At 40.0% G+C, this 16,040-nt stretch carries 14 protein-coding genes; 13 read left to right on the top strand and 1 reads right to left on the bottom strand.

Going from position 1 to position 16,040, the window contains the following annotated elements; translation table 11 throughout:
- Window positions 1-195: 195 nt before the first annotated feature.
- The 10 genes from rpsA to HMPREF2987_RS01875 all read left to right on the top strand — a co-directional run bounded on the left by rpsA (window position 196) and on the right by HMPREF2987_RS01875 (window position 10,869).
- A complete protein-coding gene (gene rpsA / locus HMPREF2987_RS01920; RefSeq protein WP_075229096.1) occupies window positions 196-1,398 on the top strand; it encodes a 30S ribosomal protein S1 in 1,203 nt (400 codons plus the stop codon).
- Window positions 1,399-1,483: 85 nt separating this feature from the next.
- Window positions 1,484-1,981: a GAF domain-containing protein gene (locus HMPREF2987_RS01915; RefSeq protein ID WP_075229095.1), complete on the top strand. Its 498-nt coding sequence runs from the start codon at window positions 1,484-1,486 to the stop codon at window positions 1,979-1,981.
- Window positions 1,981-3,645 carry a DNA polymerase III subunit gamma/tau gene (dnaX, locus tag HMPREF2987_RS01910; RefSeq protein WP_075229094.1) on the top strand — a complete coding sequence of 555 codons (1,665 nt, stop codon included), beginning with the start codon at window positions 1,981-1,983 and terminating at the stop codon, window positions 3,643-3,645. The genes HMPREF2987_RS01915 and dnaX overlap by 1 nt, the downstream gene beginning before the upstream one ends.
- A 22-nt stretch (window positions 3,646-3,667) precedes the next feature.
- A complete protein-coding gene (locus HMPREF2987_RS01905; RefSeq protein WP_049525865.1) occupies window positions 3,668-3,862 on the top strand; it encodes a DUF3272 family protein in 195 nt (64 codons plus the stop codon).
- Window positions 3,863-4,014: 152 nt separating this feature from the next.
- Complete coding sequence (gene sufC / locus HMPREF2987_RS01900; RefSeq protein ID WP_000114489.1) at window positions 4,015-4,785, top strand: Fe-S cluster assembly ATPase SufC; 771 nt, start codon at window positions 4,015-4,017, stop codon at window positions 4,783-4,785.
- 27 nt (window positions 4,786-4,812) lie between these two features.
- On the top strand, window positions 4,813-6,075 hold the full coding sequence (sufD, locus tag HMPREF2987_RS01895) for a Fe-S cluster assembly protein SufD (protein WP_075229093.1): 1,263 nt from the start codon (window positions 4,813-4,815) through the stop codon (window positions 6,073-6,075).
- A 10-nt stretch (window positions 6,076-6,085) separates the two neighbouring features.
- Window positions 6,086-7,312, top strand: coding sequence for a cysteine desulfurase (locus HMPREF2987_RS01890; protein ID WP_075229092.1), 1,227 nt, complete (start codon window positions 6,086-6,088; stop codon window positions 7,310-7,312).
- On the top strand, window positions 7,299-7,739 hold the full coding sequence (gene sufU / locus HMPREF2987_RS01885) for a Fe-S cluster assembly sulfur transfer protein SufU (RefSeq protein ID WP_075229091.1): 441 nt from the start codon (window positions 7,299-7,301) through the stop codon (window positions 7,737-7,739). Before HMPREF2987_RS01890 ends, sufU begins: the two co-directional genes overlap by 14 nt.
- 37 nt (window positions 7,740-7,776) lie before the next feature.
- The gene (gene sufB / locus HMPREF2987_RS01880; RefSeq protein ID WP_075229090.1) at window positions 7,777-9,189 is read left to right on the top strand and encodes a Fe-S cluster assembly protein SufB; all 1,413 of its coding nucleotides are present in this window, start codon (window positions 7,777-7,779) and stop codon (window positions 9,187-9,189) included.
- Window positions 9,190-9,471: 282 nt separating this feature from the next.
- Window positions 9,472-10,869: an APC family permease gene (locus tag HMPREF2987_RS01875; protein WP_075229089.1), complete on the top strand. Its 1,398-nt coding sequence runs from the start codon at window positions 9,472-9,474 to the stop codon at window positions 10,867-10,869.
- A 28-nt stretch (window positions 10,870-10,897) separates the two neighbouring features.
- Here the strand turns inward: HMPREF2987_RS01875 and pbp3 are convergent, their stop codons facing one another.
- Window positions 10,898-12,139 (bottom strand): D-alanyl-D-alanine carboxypeptidase PBP3, encoded by a 1,242-nt coding sequence (gene pbp3 / locus HMPREF2987_RS01870; protein WP_075229088.1) that lies wholly within the window; start codon window positions 12,137-12,139, stop codon window positions 10,898-10,900.
- Between the two features lie 105 nt (window positions 12,140-12,244).
- Between pbp3 and HMPREF2987_RS01865 the strand changes: the two genes are divergently transcribed.
- From HMPREF2987_RS01865 to proB, 3 genes are all read left to right on the top strand, one after another.
- Window positions 12,245-13,351, top strand: a complete 1,107-nt coding sequence (locus tag HMPREF2987_RS01865; RefSeq protein ID WP_075229087.1) for an AI-2E family transporter — start codon at window positions 12,245-12,247, stop codon at window positions 13,349-13,351.
- Window positions 13,352-13,570: 219 nt separating this feature from the next.
- Complete coding sequence (gene tuf / locus HMPREF2987_RS01860) at window positions 13,571-14,767, top strand: elongation factor Tu (protein ID WP_075229086.1); 1,197 nt, start codon at window positions 13,571-13,573, stop codon at window positions 14,765-14,767.
- 156 nt (window positions 14,768-14,923) lie between these two features.
- Complete coding sequence (gene proB, locus HMPREF2987_RS01855; RefSeq protein WP_075229085.1) at window positions 14,924-16,033, top strand: glutamate 5-kinase; 1,110 nt, start codon at window positions 14,924-14,926, stop codon at window positions 16,031-16,033.
- Window positions 16,034-16,040: the final 7 nt, after the last annotated feature.

Genomic DNA, 16,040 nt, shown 5'->3' with positions numbered 1-16,040 from the left:
CTCATGCGTTGGTTCGAATCCAGCTACCCCAGTTCTTAGGTAATAAATTCAAGATAAAAAGAAAAATATCTTAGGGTATTTTATTTTTATAATTGAAAGACGTGAACGATATGAACATGTCCTTGCGGGTGCTTAGGAAAAAAATTATAAGTATGTCAAGCTGAAGAAAAGCTTGATTGTTGGAGGATTTTTTAGATGAACGAATTTGAAGATTTGCTAAATAGCGTTAGCCAAGTTGAGCCTGGTGATGTTGTTAGTGCTGAAGTATTGACAGTCGATGCGACTCAAGCTAACGTTGCAATCTCAGGAACTGGTGTTGAAGGTGTCTTGACTCTTCGCGAATTGACAAACGATCGCGATGCAGATATCAATGACTTTGTTAAAGTAGGAGAAGTATTGGATGTTCTTGTACTTCGTCAAGTAGTTGGTAAAGATACTGATACAGTTACATACCTTGTATCTAAAAAACGCCTTGAAGCTCGCAAAGCATGGGACAAACTTGTAGGACGCGAAGAAGAAGTTGTTACAGTTAAAGGAACACGCGCTGTTAAAGGTGGACTTTCTGTTGAATTTGAAGGTGTACGTGGATTTATCCCAGCTTCAATGTTGGATACTCGTTTCGTACGTAACACTGAGCGTTTTGTAGGTCAAGAATTTGAAGCTAAAATCAAAGAAGTTGACGCTAAAGAAAACCGCTTCATCCTTTCACGTCGTGAAGTTGTAGAAGCAGCTACTGCAGCAGCTCGTGCTGAAGTATTCGGTAAATTGGCTGTTGGTGATGTAGTAACTGGTAAAGTTGCTCGTATCACAAGCTTCGGTGCTTTCATCGACCTTGGTGGTGTTGATGGATTGGTTCACTTGACTGAATTGTCACACGAACGTAACGTTTCACCAAAATCAGTTGTAACTGTTGGTGAAGAAGTTGAAGTGAAAATCCTTGATCTTAACGAAGAAGAAGGACGTGTATCACTTTCACTTAAAGCTACAACACCTGGACCATGGGATGGCGTTGAGCAAAAATTGGCTAAAGGTGACGTTGTAGAAGGTACAGTTAAACGTTTGACTGACTTCGGTGCATTTGTTGAAGTATTGCCAGGTATCGATGGACTTGTTCACGTATCACAAATTTCACACAAACGTATTGAGAATCCAAAAGAAGCTCTTAAAGTTGGTCAAGAAGTTACTGTTAAAGTTCTTGAAGTTAACGCTGATGCAGAACGCGTTTCACTTTCTATCAAAGCTCTTGAAGAACGTCCGGCTCAAGAAGAAGGACAAAAAGAAGAAAAACGTGCTCCACGTCCACGTCGTCCAAAACGTCAAGAAAAACGTGACTTTGAACTCCCTGAAACTCAAACAGGATTCTCAATGGCTGACTTGTTCGGAGACATCGAACTTTAATTCATTCGAATTTGAAAAAAATCCTTTGTTTTTTAAACAGAGGATTTTTCTTTTTTCTACTAGCATTTTTTGATATAATGGTTTTATGTTATATTCAGAAAAAGAATCACTTTATCAAACAATAAATGAACAGCTCTCTTATCTTTTAGATGGAGAGCCCAATGTGTTGGCTAATTTATCTAATGCCAGTGCCTTACTAAAAACAAGCTTTCCCAATACTGTTTTTGCAGGTTTCTATCTATTTGATGGCAATGAACTAATCTTGGGACCCTTTCAAGGTGGAGTTTCATGTGTACGAATCGCTCTTGGAAAAGGTGTTTGTGGTGAATCAGCAGCTAGCCGTCAAACAGTTATTGTTGGTGATGTAAAAACCTATCCAAACTATATTTCTTGCGATAGTAGTGCTCGTAGTGAGATTGTTGTGCCGATGGTTAAAGAGGGACATCTTCTGTGCGTTCTAGATTTAGATTCATCTCTTGTTGATGATTATGATGACTTGGATCAGAAATATCTAGAAGAGTTTGTTGCTATTTTGTTAGAGAAAACCGAATGGAATTTTTCAATGTTTGAGGAGAAAGCGTAATGTATCAGGCCCTTTATCGAAAATATAGAAGTCAAACATTTTCACAGTTAGTTGGCCAAGAAATTGTTGCAAAAACTCTGAAACAAGCTGTAGAGCAGGAAAAGATTAGCCATGCCTATCTTTTTTCGGGCCCTCGTGGAACTGGAAAAACCAGTGTAGCCAAAATTTTTGCCAAGGCCATGAACTGCCCTAATCAAGAGGGAGGAGAACCTTGCAATAACTGTTATATCTGTCAGGCGGTGACAGACGGTAGCTTGGAAGACGTTATCGAAATGGATGCAGCTTCTAATAATGGGGTGGATGAAATTCGTGATATCCGTGATAAATCAACTTATGCTCCAAGTATAGCTCAGTATAAGGTCTATATCATTGATGAGGTTCATATGCTTTCAACAGGAGCCTTCAATGCCCTTTTGAAAACTCTCGAAGAACCCACTCCTAATGTTGTTTTTATCCTAGCAACGACAGAGCTTCATAAGATTCCTGCAACCATTTTGTCTCGTGTTCAACGCTTTGAGTTTAAATCTATTAGAACTCAGGATATTCGAGATCATATCTTCCATATTTTAGAGAAGGAAGGGATTGCTTATGAAACTGAAGCTGTTGAGATTATCGCTCGTAGAGCAGAAGGTGGTATGCGGGATGCTTTGTCCATTTTAGACCAAGCATTGAGCTTGACTCAAGATGCTAGATTAACAACAGCTGTTTCGGAGGAAATTACTGGGACTATTAGTCTAAGTGCTTTGGATAATTATGTGGCTACCTTGGCACAAAAAGATGTGACTCGTGCTTTGAAAAATCTTAATTTGATTTTTGATAACGGAAAAAGCATGACACGATTTGTAACGGATTTGTTGCAGTATCTAAGGGATATTTTGATTGTCCAAACTGGTGGGGAGAATACTCACCATAGTAATCTCTTTAAGGATAACCTAGGTCTTTCACAGGCTGTTTTGTTTGAAATGATTGGAATTGCGACAAGTAGTTTAGCTGATATCAAGGCTAGCTTACAGCCTAAGATTTATGCTGAAATGATGACCATTCGTTTGGCAGAGATAGATTCAAAACCAACATTATCAGATGATACAAGTGGAGAATTAGCCTCACTTCGAGAAGAAGTTGCACGATTGAAACAGGCTCTGGCAAATGTTAACATGAGTCCTAAGCAGACTACACCAACACTGAGTCGTCCAGTTAACAGCAAGTCAATTTATCGCGTAGATCGCAATAAGGTTCAGTCTATTCTTCAAGAAGCTGTTGAAAATCCTGATTTAGCCCGTCAAAATCTAATACGTCTTCAAAATGCTTGGGGTGAAGTTATTGAAAGCTTGTCAGGTCCTGATAAGGCACTTTTAGTTGGTTCTCAACCTGTTGCGGCTAATGAACACCATGCCATTCTTGCATTTGAATCTAACTTCAATGCTGGTCAGACCATGAAACGTGATAATCTCAACACCATGTTTGGCAATATACTCAGTCAAGCAGCTGGTTTTTCTCCAGAGATTCTTGCTATATCTATGGACGAGTGGAAAGAAGTCAGAGCAGACTTCTCAGCTAAAGCTAAATCGTCTCAAGGTCAACCGGTTAAGGAAGAAGTTGAAGAATCTGTCCTTCCTCAAGGATTTGAGTTTCTAGCGGATAAAGTAACCATTGCAGAAGATTAAAAGGATTTTGTAACATAATACGATGAACAGACAACAATTTATAATTATGGCCTTATTTACTGCTGCTGAGACTTATTTTTTTAATGAATCCATCATGGAGCAACGGTATATCGTGGCCTTGCTTTGGGCTATTTTAATTCTAAGAAATTTTAGAGTCAGCTATATTATGGGTAAAATTGTCAGCGCTATAGATGACCATTTTCGTGGAAAGAAGTAACCCTCAGCTTCTAGACAAAATTAAAGCCTTTTAGGCTTTTTTTTGTTATACTATTAAAGTATATTTATTGATATTTTATCGTTTTTTACTAGAAAACTAAGGACAATTTTCTAGCGAGAATGGTAAAACGGATTGAAAAGAAAGGAATTATCATGTCAGTATTAGAGATCAAAGATCTTCACGTTGAAATCGAAGGAAAAGAAATTTTAAAAGGGGTTAACCTGACTCTTAAAACAGGAGAAATTGCAGCTATCATGGGACCAAACGGTACCGGTAAGTCTACTCTTTCAGCTGCAATTATGGGAAACCCGAACTATGAAGTCACTAAAGGAGAAGTCTTGTTTGACGGTGTAAATATCCTTGAATTGGAAGTGGATGAGCGTGCGCGCATGGGACTTTTCCTTGCTATGCAATACCCATCAGAAATTCCTGGAATCACCAATGCTGAGTTTCTTCGTGCAGCTATGAATGCTGGTAAAGAAGATGATGAGAAGATTTCAGTTCGTGAATTTATCACTAAGCTAGACGAAAAAATGGAATTGCTCAACATGAAAGAAGAAATGGCAGAGCGTTACCTCAACGAAGGTTTCTCTGGTGGTGAGAAAAAACGTAATGAAATTCTTCAACTCTTGATGTTGGAACCAACATTTGCCCTTTTGGACGAGATTGACTCTGGTCTTGATATTGACGCTCTTAAAGTTGTGTCTAAAGGTGTCAATGCTATGCGTGGTGAAGGATTTGGTGCTATGATTATTACTCACTACCAACGTCTTTTGAACTACATCACACCTGATGTGGTACACGTCATGATGGAAGGTCGTGTTGTCCTTTCTGGTGGTCCAGAGTTGGCTGCGCGTTTGGAACGTGAAGGATACGCAAAACTAGCTGAAGAACTTGGCTACGACTACAAGGAAGAATTGTAATTCCCTCGTATCTTTTAGGAGAAGTAAATGACTAAAGAAACTATTAAACTTTTTTCAGAAATGCACGCTGAACCAAGTTGGTTGGCTGATCTCCGTCAAAAAGCTTTTGACAAGATTGAGAATTTGGAATTGCCAGTCATTGAGCGTGTCAAATTCCACCGTTGGAATCTGGGTGATGGAACGATTACAGAAAATGAGCCATCAGCAAATGTTCCAGATTTCACAGCTCTAGATAATCACTTGAAATTGGTTCAAGTAGGAACTCAAACTGTTTTTGAGCAAACTCCAGTTGAGTTAGCTGAACAAGGGGTTGTGTTTACAGACTTCCACTCAGCTCTTGAAGAAATTCCAGAACTCGTAGAAGAATTTTTCATGTCATCAGTCAAATACGACGATGACAAGTTGGCAGCTTATCACACTGCTTACTTTAACAGTGGAGCTGTTCTCTACATTCCTGATAATGTTGAGATTGCTGAACCAATCGAAGGGATTTTCTACCAAGACAGCGATAGTGATGTGCCATTTAACAAGCATATTCTGATCATTGCAGGTAAAAACAGTAAGATAAGCTATCTTGAACGTCTAGAGTCACGTGGTGGAGGTAGTGCTAAGGCAACTGCAAATATCATAGTTGAAGTGATTGCACGTTCTGGTGCTCAAGTGAAATTTGCTGCAATTGATCGTCTTGGTGAGAATGTTACTGCCTACATTAGCCGCCGAGGTAAACTAGGTAACGATGCAAGTATTGACTGGGCTATCGGTGTCATGAACGAAGGAAATGTCGTTGCGGATTTTGATAGTGACTTACTTGGAAATGGTAGCCATGCGGACCTCAAGGTCGTAGCTCTTTCAAGTGGTCGTCAGGTGCAAGGGATTGATACTCGAGTAACTAACTATGGTTGCAACTCTATCGGTAATATCCTCCAACATGGTGTTATTCTTGAAAAAGCAACTTTGACCTTCAACGGTATTGGCCATATCATCAAGGGTGCTAAGGGAGCAGATGCGCAACAAGAGAGCCGTGTTCTGATGCTTTCAGACCAAGCGCGTTCCGATGCCAACCCAATCCTTTTGATTGATGAAAATGACGTTACTGCAGGACACGCGGCTTCTATTGGTCAAGTTGATCCAGAAGATATGTACTACCTTATGAGCCGTGGATTGGACAAAGCCACTGCAGAACGTTTAGTTGTCCGTGGTTTCCTTGGCTCAGTTATTGTTGAGATCCCTGTCAAGGAAGTTCGTGATGAAATGATTGCGACGATCGAAGAAAAATTGTCAAAACGCTAAGGGGAAGTCTATGTTAGATGCAGAAGTGATTCGCAAGGATTTTCCGATTTTAGACCAGATTGTCAATGACGAACCTCTGGTTTATTTGGATAATGCTGCGACGACACAAAAACCACTAGCTGTTCTGGAAGCCATTAACCGCTACTATGAACAGGACAATGCCAATGTTCACCGAGGGGTTCATACTTTGGCAGAGCGTGCGACAGCATCTTATGAAGCTGCTCGCGAAACCATTCGCAAGTTCATCAACGCAGGTTCGACAAAGGAAGTACTCTTCACTAGAGGAACTACGACTAGTCTCAACTGGGTGGCACGTTTCGCTGAGGAAATCTTGACTGAAGGAGATCAGGTCTTGATTTCAGTCATGGAACACCATTCCAATATTATTCCATGGCAGGAAGCTTGCCGAAAGACTGGGGCAGAGCTTGTTTATGTCTATCTCAAAGATGGAGCTCTGGATATGGATGACTTGCGTTCTAAATTGACTGACAAAGTTAAATTTGTTTCACTAGCTCACGCATCAAACGTTCTTGGAGTGGTCAATCCTATCAAAGAAATCACTCAAATGGCTCACCAAGTTGGAGCCATCATGGTGGTGGATGGTGCTCAGTCTACACCCCATATGAAGATTGATGTCCAGGACTTGGATGTGGACTTCTTTGCCTTTTCGGGTCACAAGATGGCTGGTCCGACAGGTATCGGTGTCCTTTATGGTAAAGAAAAGCATCTAGAACAAATGTCACCAGTAGAATTTGGTGGCGAGATGATTGATTTCGTCTACGAGCAATCTGCTAGTTGGAAGGAATTACCTTGGAAATTTGAGGCTGGAACACCAAACATGGCAGGTGCTGTTGGACTTGCAGCAGCAGTGGATTACCTAGAAAATCTTGGTATGGATGCCATTGAATCTCATGAACAAGAACTGATTGCATACGTATTTCCAAAATTGCAGGAAATTGAAGGTTTGACCATTTACGGTTCGCAAGATTTGGCTCAGCGTTCAGGTGTTATTGCCTTTAATCTAGGGGACCTTCATCCTCACGACCTTGCGACAGCTCTGGATTATGAAGGAGTAGCAGTTCGTGCCGGTCACCATTGTGCTCAACCTCTGCTTCAATATTTGGACGTCCCAGCAACAGCTCGTGCAAGTTTTTATATCTACAATACCAAGGCAGATTGCGACAAGCTGGTCGATGCTTTACAAAAGACAAAGGAGTTTTTCAATGGCACTTTCTAAACTAGATAGCCTCTATATGGCGGTGGTAGCGGACCATTCAAAAAATCCTCATCATCAAGGGAAGTTAGAAGATGCTGAACAAATCAGTCTCAACAATCCTACCTGTGGTGATGTCATCAATCTCTCTGTCAAATTTGGTTCTGACGATCGTTTGGAAGATATTGCTTTTCTAAACTCAGGCTGTACCATTTCAACAGCCTCTGCTAGTATGATGACGGATGCAGTTTTAGGGAAGACCAAGCAAGAAATTTTAGAACTTGCAACCATTTTTTCTGAAATGGTCCAAGGGCAAAAAGATGAACGTCAAGACGAGCTTGGAGATGCAGCATTCTTATCTGGTGTAGCTAAATTCCCTCAACGAATTAAATGTGCAACCCTAGCTTGGAATGCTCTCAAAAAAACAATTGAAAATCAAGAAGATAAATAAGAAACATAGAAATATATATAATGAAAGAAAGGATATTATGGCTGAAGAAAGAGTAGAACCAAAACCAATTGATCTTGGTGAATATAAATTTGGTTTCCATGACGATGTAGAGCCTGTCCTATCGACAGGAAAAGGACTCAACGAAGGTGTTATTCGTGAATTATCAGCTGCTAAGGGAGAACCTGAGTGGATGTTGGAATTCCGCTTGAAATCTTATGAAACCTTCAAAAAAATGCCCATGCAAACTTGGGGAGCAGACTTGTCAGAGATTGACTTTGATGACTTGATTTACTACCAAAAACCATCTGATAAACCAGCCCGTTCTTGGGATGACGTTCCTGAAAAAATCAAAGAAACCTTTGAACGGATCGGGATTCCTGAAGCTGAGCGTGCCTATCTAGCTGGAGCTTCTGCCCAGTATGAGTCAGAAGTAGTTTACCATAACATGAAGGAAGAATTTGAGAAGTTAGGAATTATCTTTACAGATACAGATTCTGCCCTCAAGGAATACCCAGACTTGTTTAAGCAATATTTTGCTAAGTTGGTACCGCCGACAGATAACAAGTTAGCAGCCCTCAACTCAGCAGTATGGTCAGGTGGAACCTTTATCTACGTGCCAAAAGGTGTCAAGGTAGATATTCCACTTCAAACCTATTTCCGTATCAATAACGAAAATACAGGTCAGTTTGAACGTACCTTAATCATCGTTGATGAGGGAGCAAGTGTCCACTACGTAGAAGGATGTACAGCGCCAACTTATTCTAGCAACAGCTTGCATGCTGCTATTGTAGAAATATTTGCTTTGGACGGAGCTTATATGCGTTATACGACTATTCAAAACTGGTCTGACAACGTTTATAACTTGGTAACCAAACGTGCTAAAGCTTTGAAAGATGCGACTGTTGAGTGGATTGATGGAAACTTGGGTGCAAAAACGACTATGAAATATCCATCTGTTTACTTAGATGGAGAAGGAGCGCGTGGGACTATGCTTTCGATTGCCTTTGCCAATGCAGGGCAACACCAAGATACTGGTGCCAAGATGATCCACAATGCTCCACATACTAGTTCATCTATCGTGTCTAAGTCTATTGCCAAAGGTGGAGGTAAGGTAGACTACCGTGGACAAGTGACTTTTAATAAGAACTCTAAGAAATCTGTTTCTCACATCGAGTGTGATACCATTATCATGGATGACTTGTCTGCATCTGACACTATTCCATTTAATGAAATTCACAACTCGCAAGTTGCGCTTGAGCACGAAGCCAAGGTGTCTAAGATTTCAGAAGAACAACTCTATTACCTCATGAGCCGTGGCTTGTCAGAGACTGAAGCAACTGAGATGATCGTCATGGGATTTGTAGAGCCCTTCACCAAAGAACTTCCGATGGAATATGCAGTTGAGCTTAACCGCTTGATCAGCTACGAGATGGAAGGGTCTGTCGGATAATCTTTATGAACAAAAACAGAGGCTGGGACAAAAGTCCTAGCCTCTCAATTGTCTTTGGATTGTCGAGCAAGACGCAGTGGTTGAGTGGTCTCTACTACGCTGATTTCATCAGCTTTTACAGCCCTACTCAACTGTGCGGAGGTGGGACGACGAAATCGAATTCTAACGAATTACCGATTTCTGTCCCACTCTCAGTTTTTTTGACGAAAGATACTTATAAATATTCACAAAAAGTCTTTTGTATGGTAAAATAATACAATCACATAAAGTGGGGGATGAAATATGAATATTTTTAGAACCAAAGACGTTAGTCTAGGTAAAACGGAAATGCACCGCCATTTGAAATTATGGGATTTAATTCTTTTAGGAATTGGTGCTATGGTGGGAACTGGTATTTTTACCATTACAGGAACAGCTGCAGCAACATTAGCAGGACCTGCTCTTGTGGTATCTATCGTAATTTCTGCGATCTGTGTGTCCTTATCTGCTCTCTTTTTCGCAGAATTTGCCTCTCGTGTTCCAGCAACTGGGGGTGCTTATAGTTATCTATATGCAATTTTAGGTGAATTTCCAGCCTGGATTGCTGGTTGGCTGACTATTATGGAATTTATGACAGCTGTTTCTGGTGTAGCTTCGGGTTGGGCGGCCTATTTTAAAGGTTTGCTTAGCCATTATGGTATTTCTATGCCTCAAGCCTTAAATGGGACCTTTAATCCAGAGCAAGGGACCTATCTTGACCTCCTGCCAATTCTAGTTCTCGTCCTCGTTACGGGACTGGTCTTATTGAATTCGAAGGCTGCGCTTCGATTTAATTCCATTTTAGTAGTTTTAAAATTCTCTGCTCTTGCCCTATTCATCCTAGTTGGAATCTGGTACATTAAACCTGAAAATTGGGCAGACTTTGCACCATTTGGCTTTGGTCAGATTTATGGTGGAAGCACTGGGATTATGGCAGGTGCTTCACTCATGTTCTTTGGATTTTTAGGGTTTGAATCCATCTCAATGGCAGTTGATGAAATTCAAAGCCCCCAGAAGAATGTACCGCGTGGAATTGTTTTATCCTTAACTATCGTTACTATACTTTATGCACTAGTCACTCTAGTATTGACAGGGATTGTTCATTATAGCAAGCTCAATGTAGATGATGCAGTGGCTTTCGCTTTGAGAAGTATCGGTATTGGTTGGGCAGCTAACTATGTTTCACTTGTTGCGATTTTTACCTTGATTACGGTATGTATTTCAATGACCTACGCCTTGTCACGAATGATCTATAGTTTAGCCCGTGATGGACTCTTGCCTCAAAGTTTTAAAGAAGTGACCAAGACTAGTCGCGTTCCAAAGAATGCAACCATCTTAACTGGTCTTGTTTCAGCCATTGCAGCGGGAATCTTCCCACTAGCAAGTATTGCAGCCTTTCTTAATATCTGCACCTTAGCCTATCTTATTCTCCTAGCCTACGGTATTATCAAACTGAGAAAAGACAAGGGGATGCCAAAAGAGGGCGAGTTCAAAACTCCCCTGGTTCCTTTTTTACCAATCTTATCTATTCTGATCTGTCTCTCATTCATGCTTCAGTATACTCTTGAAACATGGATGGCGTTTGGAATTGCCTTGTTAATAGGAATTATTATCTACTTTACTTATGGCTATAAACATTCGACTGTAGCTGAAAATGAATAAAGAAAAAATCGCGAATTTCGCGATTTTTTTATAACTTTTCGTTTACGAATCGAACAAATCGATTCCACCAAACTTTTAAGAAGAAGGCTTTGTCAACATTTTTTTCTGCAACCATTTCAAAGTTAGGTTTGTCAGTAGTGATATAACCTTGCCCGACTAGATCTTTATCTTCATAACTGAGATGGCCAACGACTGTTCCTGCTTCAAGTGGTGCAGTATGTTCAGTAGTATCAGCAGTATAGGTGATAGTTGATTGAGCTCGACTGCCCAAGCGTTGAACAATTTTGATATCTTCTTTTGCGACCGCTGTGACTGTGTCATCTTTTCCATCTAAAACAGGACTTTTACTATCCTCATAACTTTCACCCTGCTTGACGATGGTCTGGAGAGCAAAGGTAGAGGAAATATAATCTAAGAGAGAAGAAGTAGCTGTAAAGCGTGCATATGGATTGGTATCTTGGTTGTCAGCATTTAAAACAACAGTAATGATACGCATTCCTTTTTCGACTGTAGTACCTACAAAGGATGCTCCAGCCTTATCTGTCGTACCAGTTTTAAGTCCATCAACACCACCACGATAGGCAGGCATTCCCTCCAGCATATAGTTAGTAGAATTAATGGTCATACCAGCGAAAGTCGAAGAAGGTTTCTTAGTGATTTCTAAGACCTGAGGATACTTGAGAATCAGATTACGAGCAACAATAGCTACATCATAAGCGCTCAATTTATTTTCATCATCTTTCTTTGAACCAGGATAGATATTAGCGCCGAGAGTTTCATTGTTAAGACCAGTTGTATTAACGAGAGTAGCGTCTTGGATACCCCATTCCAATAGTTTGGCCTTCATCATATCAACGAAGTCTTTTTCAGAGCCAGCAATTTTTTCAGCTAGGGCAATGGCTGCACTGTTAGCACTGGATACCAGAGTAGCTTCTAGCAATTCCTCAACTGTGTAGTTACGAGCTTCCATAGGAACGTTACTTGCTTCAGAATTGGTAGTGAGCTGGTAAGGATAATCTGAGATTTCAACAGGAGTAGAGAGTGAGATTTTTCCTTGTTCTAAAGCTTCATAAACTAGATAAACAGTGAGGATTTTACTGATAGAAGCAATTTCAACAGGTTGAGTTGCTTCTTTTTCATATAAAATCTTTCCGCTGTTAACTTCTACGGCAATAGCGTGTTTTGCAGCTACATCAAAATCCTGAGCAGAAACAGTGGTAGCAGAACCGAATAAAAATATTGTGATTAAGGTTAAAAATAATTTCTTCATAGTAACTTTATTCTATCACAAAGACAAAAAATATTCTTGATTTTTTGATGAAGGTTATCAATCTTTTTTGAAATATGGTAAAATAGGAAAAAGAGGAGGTGACTTATGTTTCGGAGAAATAAATTGTTCTTCTGGACAACTGAAATCCTATTAATAACCTTAATTTTCTATCTATGGAGAGAAATGGGTGCCATTATTACACCCTTCGTAAGTGTGCTAAATACAATTATGATTCCTTTTTTGTTAGGAGGCTTTTTGTATTACATTACCAATCCAATTGTTATTTTTCTTGAGAAGAAGTGCAAGATTAATCGAATAATTGGGATTTTGTTAACCCTTTGCGCCTTAATTGGAACTATTGTGATAGGCGTTGTCTATCTTTTACCTATTTTAATCAATCAGTTGAGTAGCTTGATTAACTCTAGTCAAGATATTTATAGTCGTCTCCAAGATCTAGTCTTAGAATTATCAAAACATCCAGCCTTTCAAAATATAGATGTTCAACAAACCGTTCAACAACTAAATCTCTCTTATGTTGATATTTTACAAAACATCTTAAATAGCGTGACAAATAGTGTTGGAAGTATTTTATCTGCACTCGTAAGCACAGTCTTGATCATCATCATGACACCAGTTTTCTTGATTTACTTCTTGCTAGACGGACATAAGTTTTTACCAATGCTTGAGAGGACTGTCCTAAAACGAGATAAACTGCATATATCTGGTTTATTAACAAATTTGAATACCACTATTGCTCGTTATATTAGCGGTGTATCAATCGATGCAGTCATTATTGGATGTTTGGCTTTTATTGGCTATAGTGTAATCGGATTGAAGTATGCCTTGGTGTTTGCTATTTTCTCTGGTTTGGCAAATTTGATCCCCTATGTTGGACCAAGTATCGGTTTGATCCCAATGATTATCTCTAACCTTTTTACAGATCCTCACAAAATGATTATCGCTGTCATTTATATGTTGATTATCCAGCAAGTTGATGGAAATATCTTGTATCCACGTATTGTAGGTGGTGTCATGAAGGTCCATCCAATTACTATTTTAGTCTTGCTCTTGTTATCAAGTAATATTTACGGTGTGGTGGGTATGATTGTTGCTGTTCCAACCTACTCAATTTTAAAAGAGATTTCCAAATTCTTAGCTCGATTGTATGAAAATCACAAGGAAGCAAAAGAAGAAAAACACTTATCAGAATAAAAGAACTAGATCCGCTCTGGTTCTTTTTTCTAAAATAAGCCTATTTATCGATATTTTAAACAAATTGATAGAGGAACTAGGACAAGAATAAGAATAATTCACAAAAACTTTGTAAAACACTTGCAATTTAGCTGAAATTTGATAAAATAGTAAGGAAAGTTAGACTGTATTGCCTACTGTCTATCTATAAAATATATTTTATTGGAGGCTTTTACTCAAATGGCAAAAGAAAAATACGATCGTAGTAAACCACACGTTAACATTGGTACTATCGGACACGTTGACCACGGTAAAACTACCCTAACTGCAGCTATCACAACTGTTTTGGCACGTCGCTTGCCTTCAGCAGTTAACCAACCTAAAGACTATGCGTCTATCGATGCTGCTCCAGAAGAACGCGAACGCGGTATCACAATCAACACTGCGCACGTTGAGTACGAAACTGAAAAACGTCACTACGCTCACATTGACGCTCCAGGACACGCGGACTACGTTAAAAACATGATCACTGGTGCCGCTCAAATGGACGGAGCTATCCTTGTAGTAGCTTCAACTGACGGACCAATGCCACAAACTCGTGAGCACATCCTTCTTTCACGTCAGGTTGGTGTTAAACACCTTATCGTCTTCATGAACAAGATCGACTTGGTTGACGACGAAGAATTGCTTGAATTGGTTGAAATGGAAATCCGTGACCTTCTTTCAGAATACGACTTCCCAGGTGACGATCTTCCAGTTATCCAAGGTTCAGCTCTTAAAGCTCTTGAAGGTGACTCTAAATACGAAGACATCATCATGGAATTGATGAACACTGTTGATGAGTACATTCCAGAACCAGAACGCGATACTGACAAACCATTGCTTCTTCCAGTCGAGGACGTATTCTCAATCACTGGACGTGGTACAGTTGCTTCAGGACGTATCGACCGTGGTACTGTTCGTGTTAACGACGAAATCGAAATCGTTGGTATCAAAGAAGAAACTAAAAAAGCTGTTGTTACTGGTGTTGAAATGTTCCGTAAACAACTTGACGAAGGTCTTGCAGGAGACAACGTAGGTATCCTTCTTCGTGGTGTTCAACGTGACGAAATCGAACGTGGACAAGTTATCGCTAAACCAGGTTCAATCAACCCACACACTAAATTCAAAGGTGAAGTTTACATCCTTACTAAAGAAGAAGGTGGACGTCACACTCCATTCTTCAACAACTACCGTCCACAATTCTACTTCCGTACTACTGACGTTACAGGTTCAATCGAACTTCCAGCAGGTACTGAAATGGTAATGCCAGGTGATAACGTGACAATCGACGTTGAGTTGATCCACCCAATCGCCGTAGAACAAGGTACTACATTCTCTATCCGTGAGGGTGGACGTACTGTTGGTTCAGGTATGGTTACAGAAATCGAAGCTTAATTCGATTTAGTTCCCAGAAGAACAATTATTTAAGTCAGACACTAAAAGAATCTTGCTTTGCAAGGTTCTTTTTTTGCGGTCAGAGTGAGAGAGTTCCTTTTTTACAATTTCATAAAATCATGGTAAAATGGTTAAATATTAAATTTGGAGAAAAATATGAAGTACAAGCGTATCGTATTTAAAGTAGGGACTTCATCTTTGACTCATAAAGATGGAAGTTTATCTCGCAGTAAAGTAAAAGCAATTACACAGCAGCTTGCAATGCTACATGAAGCTGGTCATGAGCTGATTTTGGTGTCTTCTGGGGCTGTTGCAGCAGGTTTCGGAGCCTTAGGATTTAAAAAACGACCAACCAAGATTGCGGATAAACAAGCTTCGGCTGCGGTTGGTCAAGGTTTACTCTTAGAAGAATACACAACCAATTTGCTCTTAAGACAGATTGTTTCAGCGCAAATCTTGTTAACTCAGGATGATTTTGTCGATAAGCGACGTTATAAAAATGCCCATCAAGCTTTGTCAGTCCTTCTTAATCGTGGTGCAATTCCTATTATCAATGAAAATGACAGTGTCGTCATTGACGAACTTAAGGTCGGAGATAATGATACACTCAGTGCCCAGGTTGCAGCAATGGTGCAGGCAGATCTTTTAGTCCTCTTAACGGATGTAGACGGTCTTTATACTGGAAATCCTAACTCGGATCCAAGGGCTAAACGTCTGGAGAGAATTGAGAATATCAATCGTGAAATTATCGATATGGCAGGTGGAGCAGGATCTTCAAACGGAACTGGTGGTATGCTGACTAAGATAAAGGCAGCGACCATTGCAACAGAGTCAGGAGTGCCGGTTTATATCTGTTCATCCTTGAAACCTGATGCTTTAATTGAAGCAGCTGAAGAAACTCTTGATGGTTCTTTCTTTGTTGCACAGGAGAAGGGGCTCCGTACCCAGAAACAATGGCTAGCTTTTTATGCCAAAAGTCAGGGGGCTATTTGGGTTGATAAAGGGGCTGCAGAAGCTCTCTCCCAACATGGTAAAAGTCTACTTTTATCAGGTATTGTAGATGTTGAGAGCAACTTTTCTTATGGCGATATTGTTACGGTTTTTGATAAGGAAAGTGGAAAATCACTCGGAAAAGGTAGAGTACAACTAGGTGCATCGGGGCTGAAAGATGTCCTTCGATCTCAAAAAGCCAAGGGTGTCTTGATTCACCGTGATGACTGGATTTCCATTACTCCTGAAATCCAACTACTCTTTACAGAATTTTAGAGGTAAA

The organism is Streptococcus sp. HMSC067H01 (genome assembly GCF_001814775.1).
Lineage (GTDB): Bacteria > Bacillota > Bacilli > Lactobacillales > Streptococcaceae > Streptococcus.
This window is presented reverse-complemented; position numbering and strand designations above follow the sequence as displayed.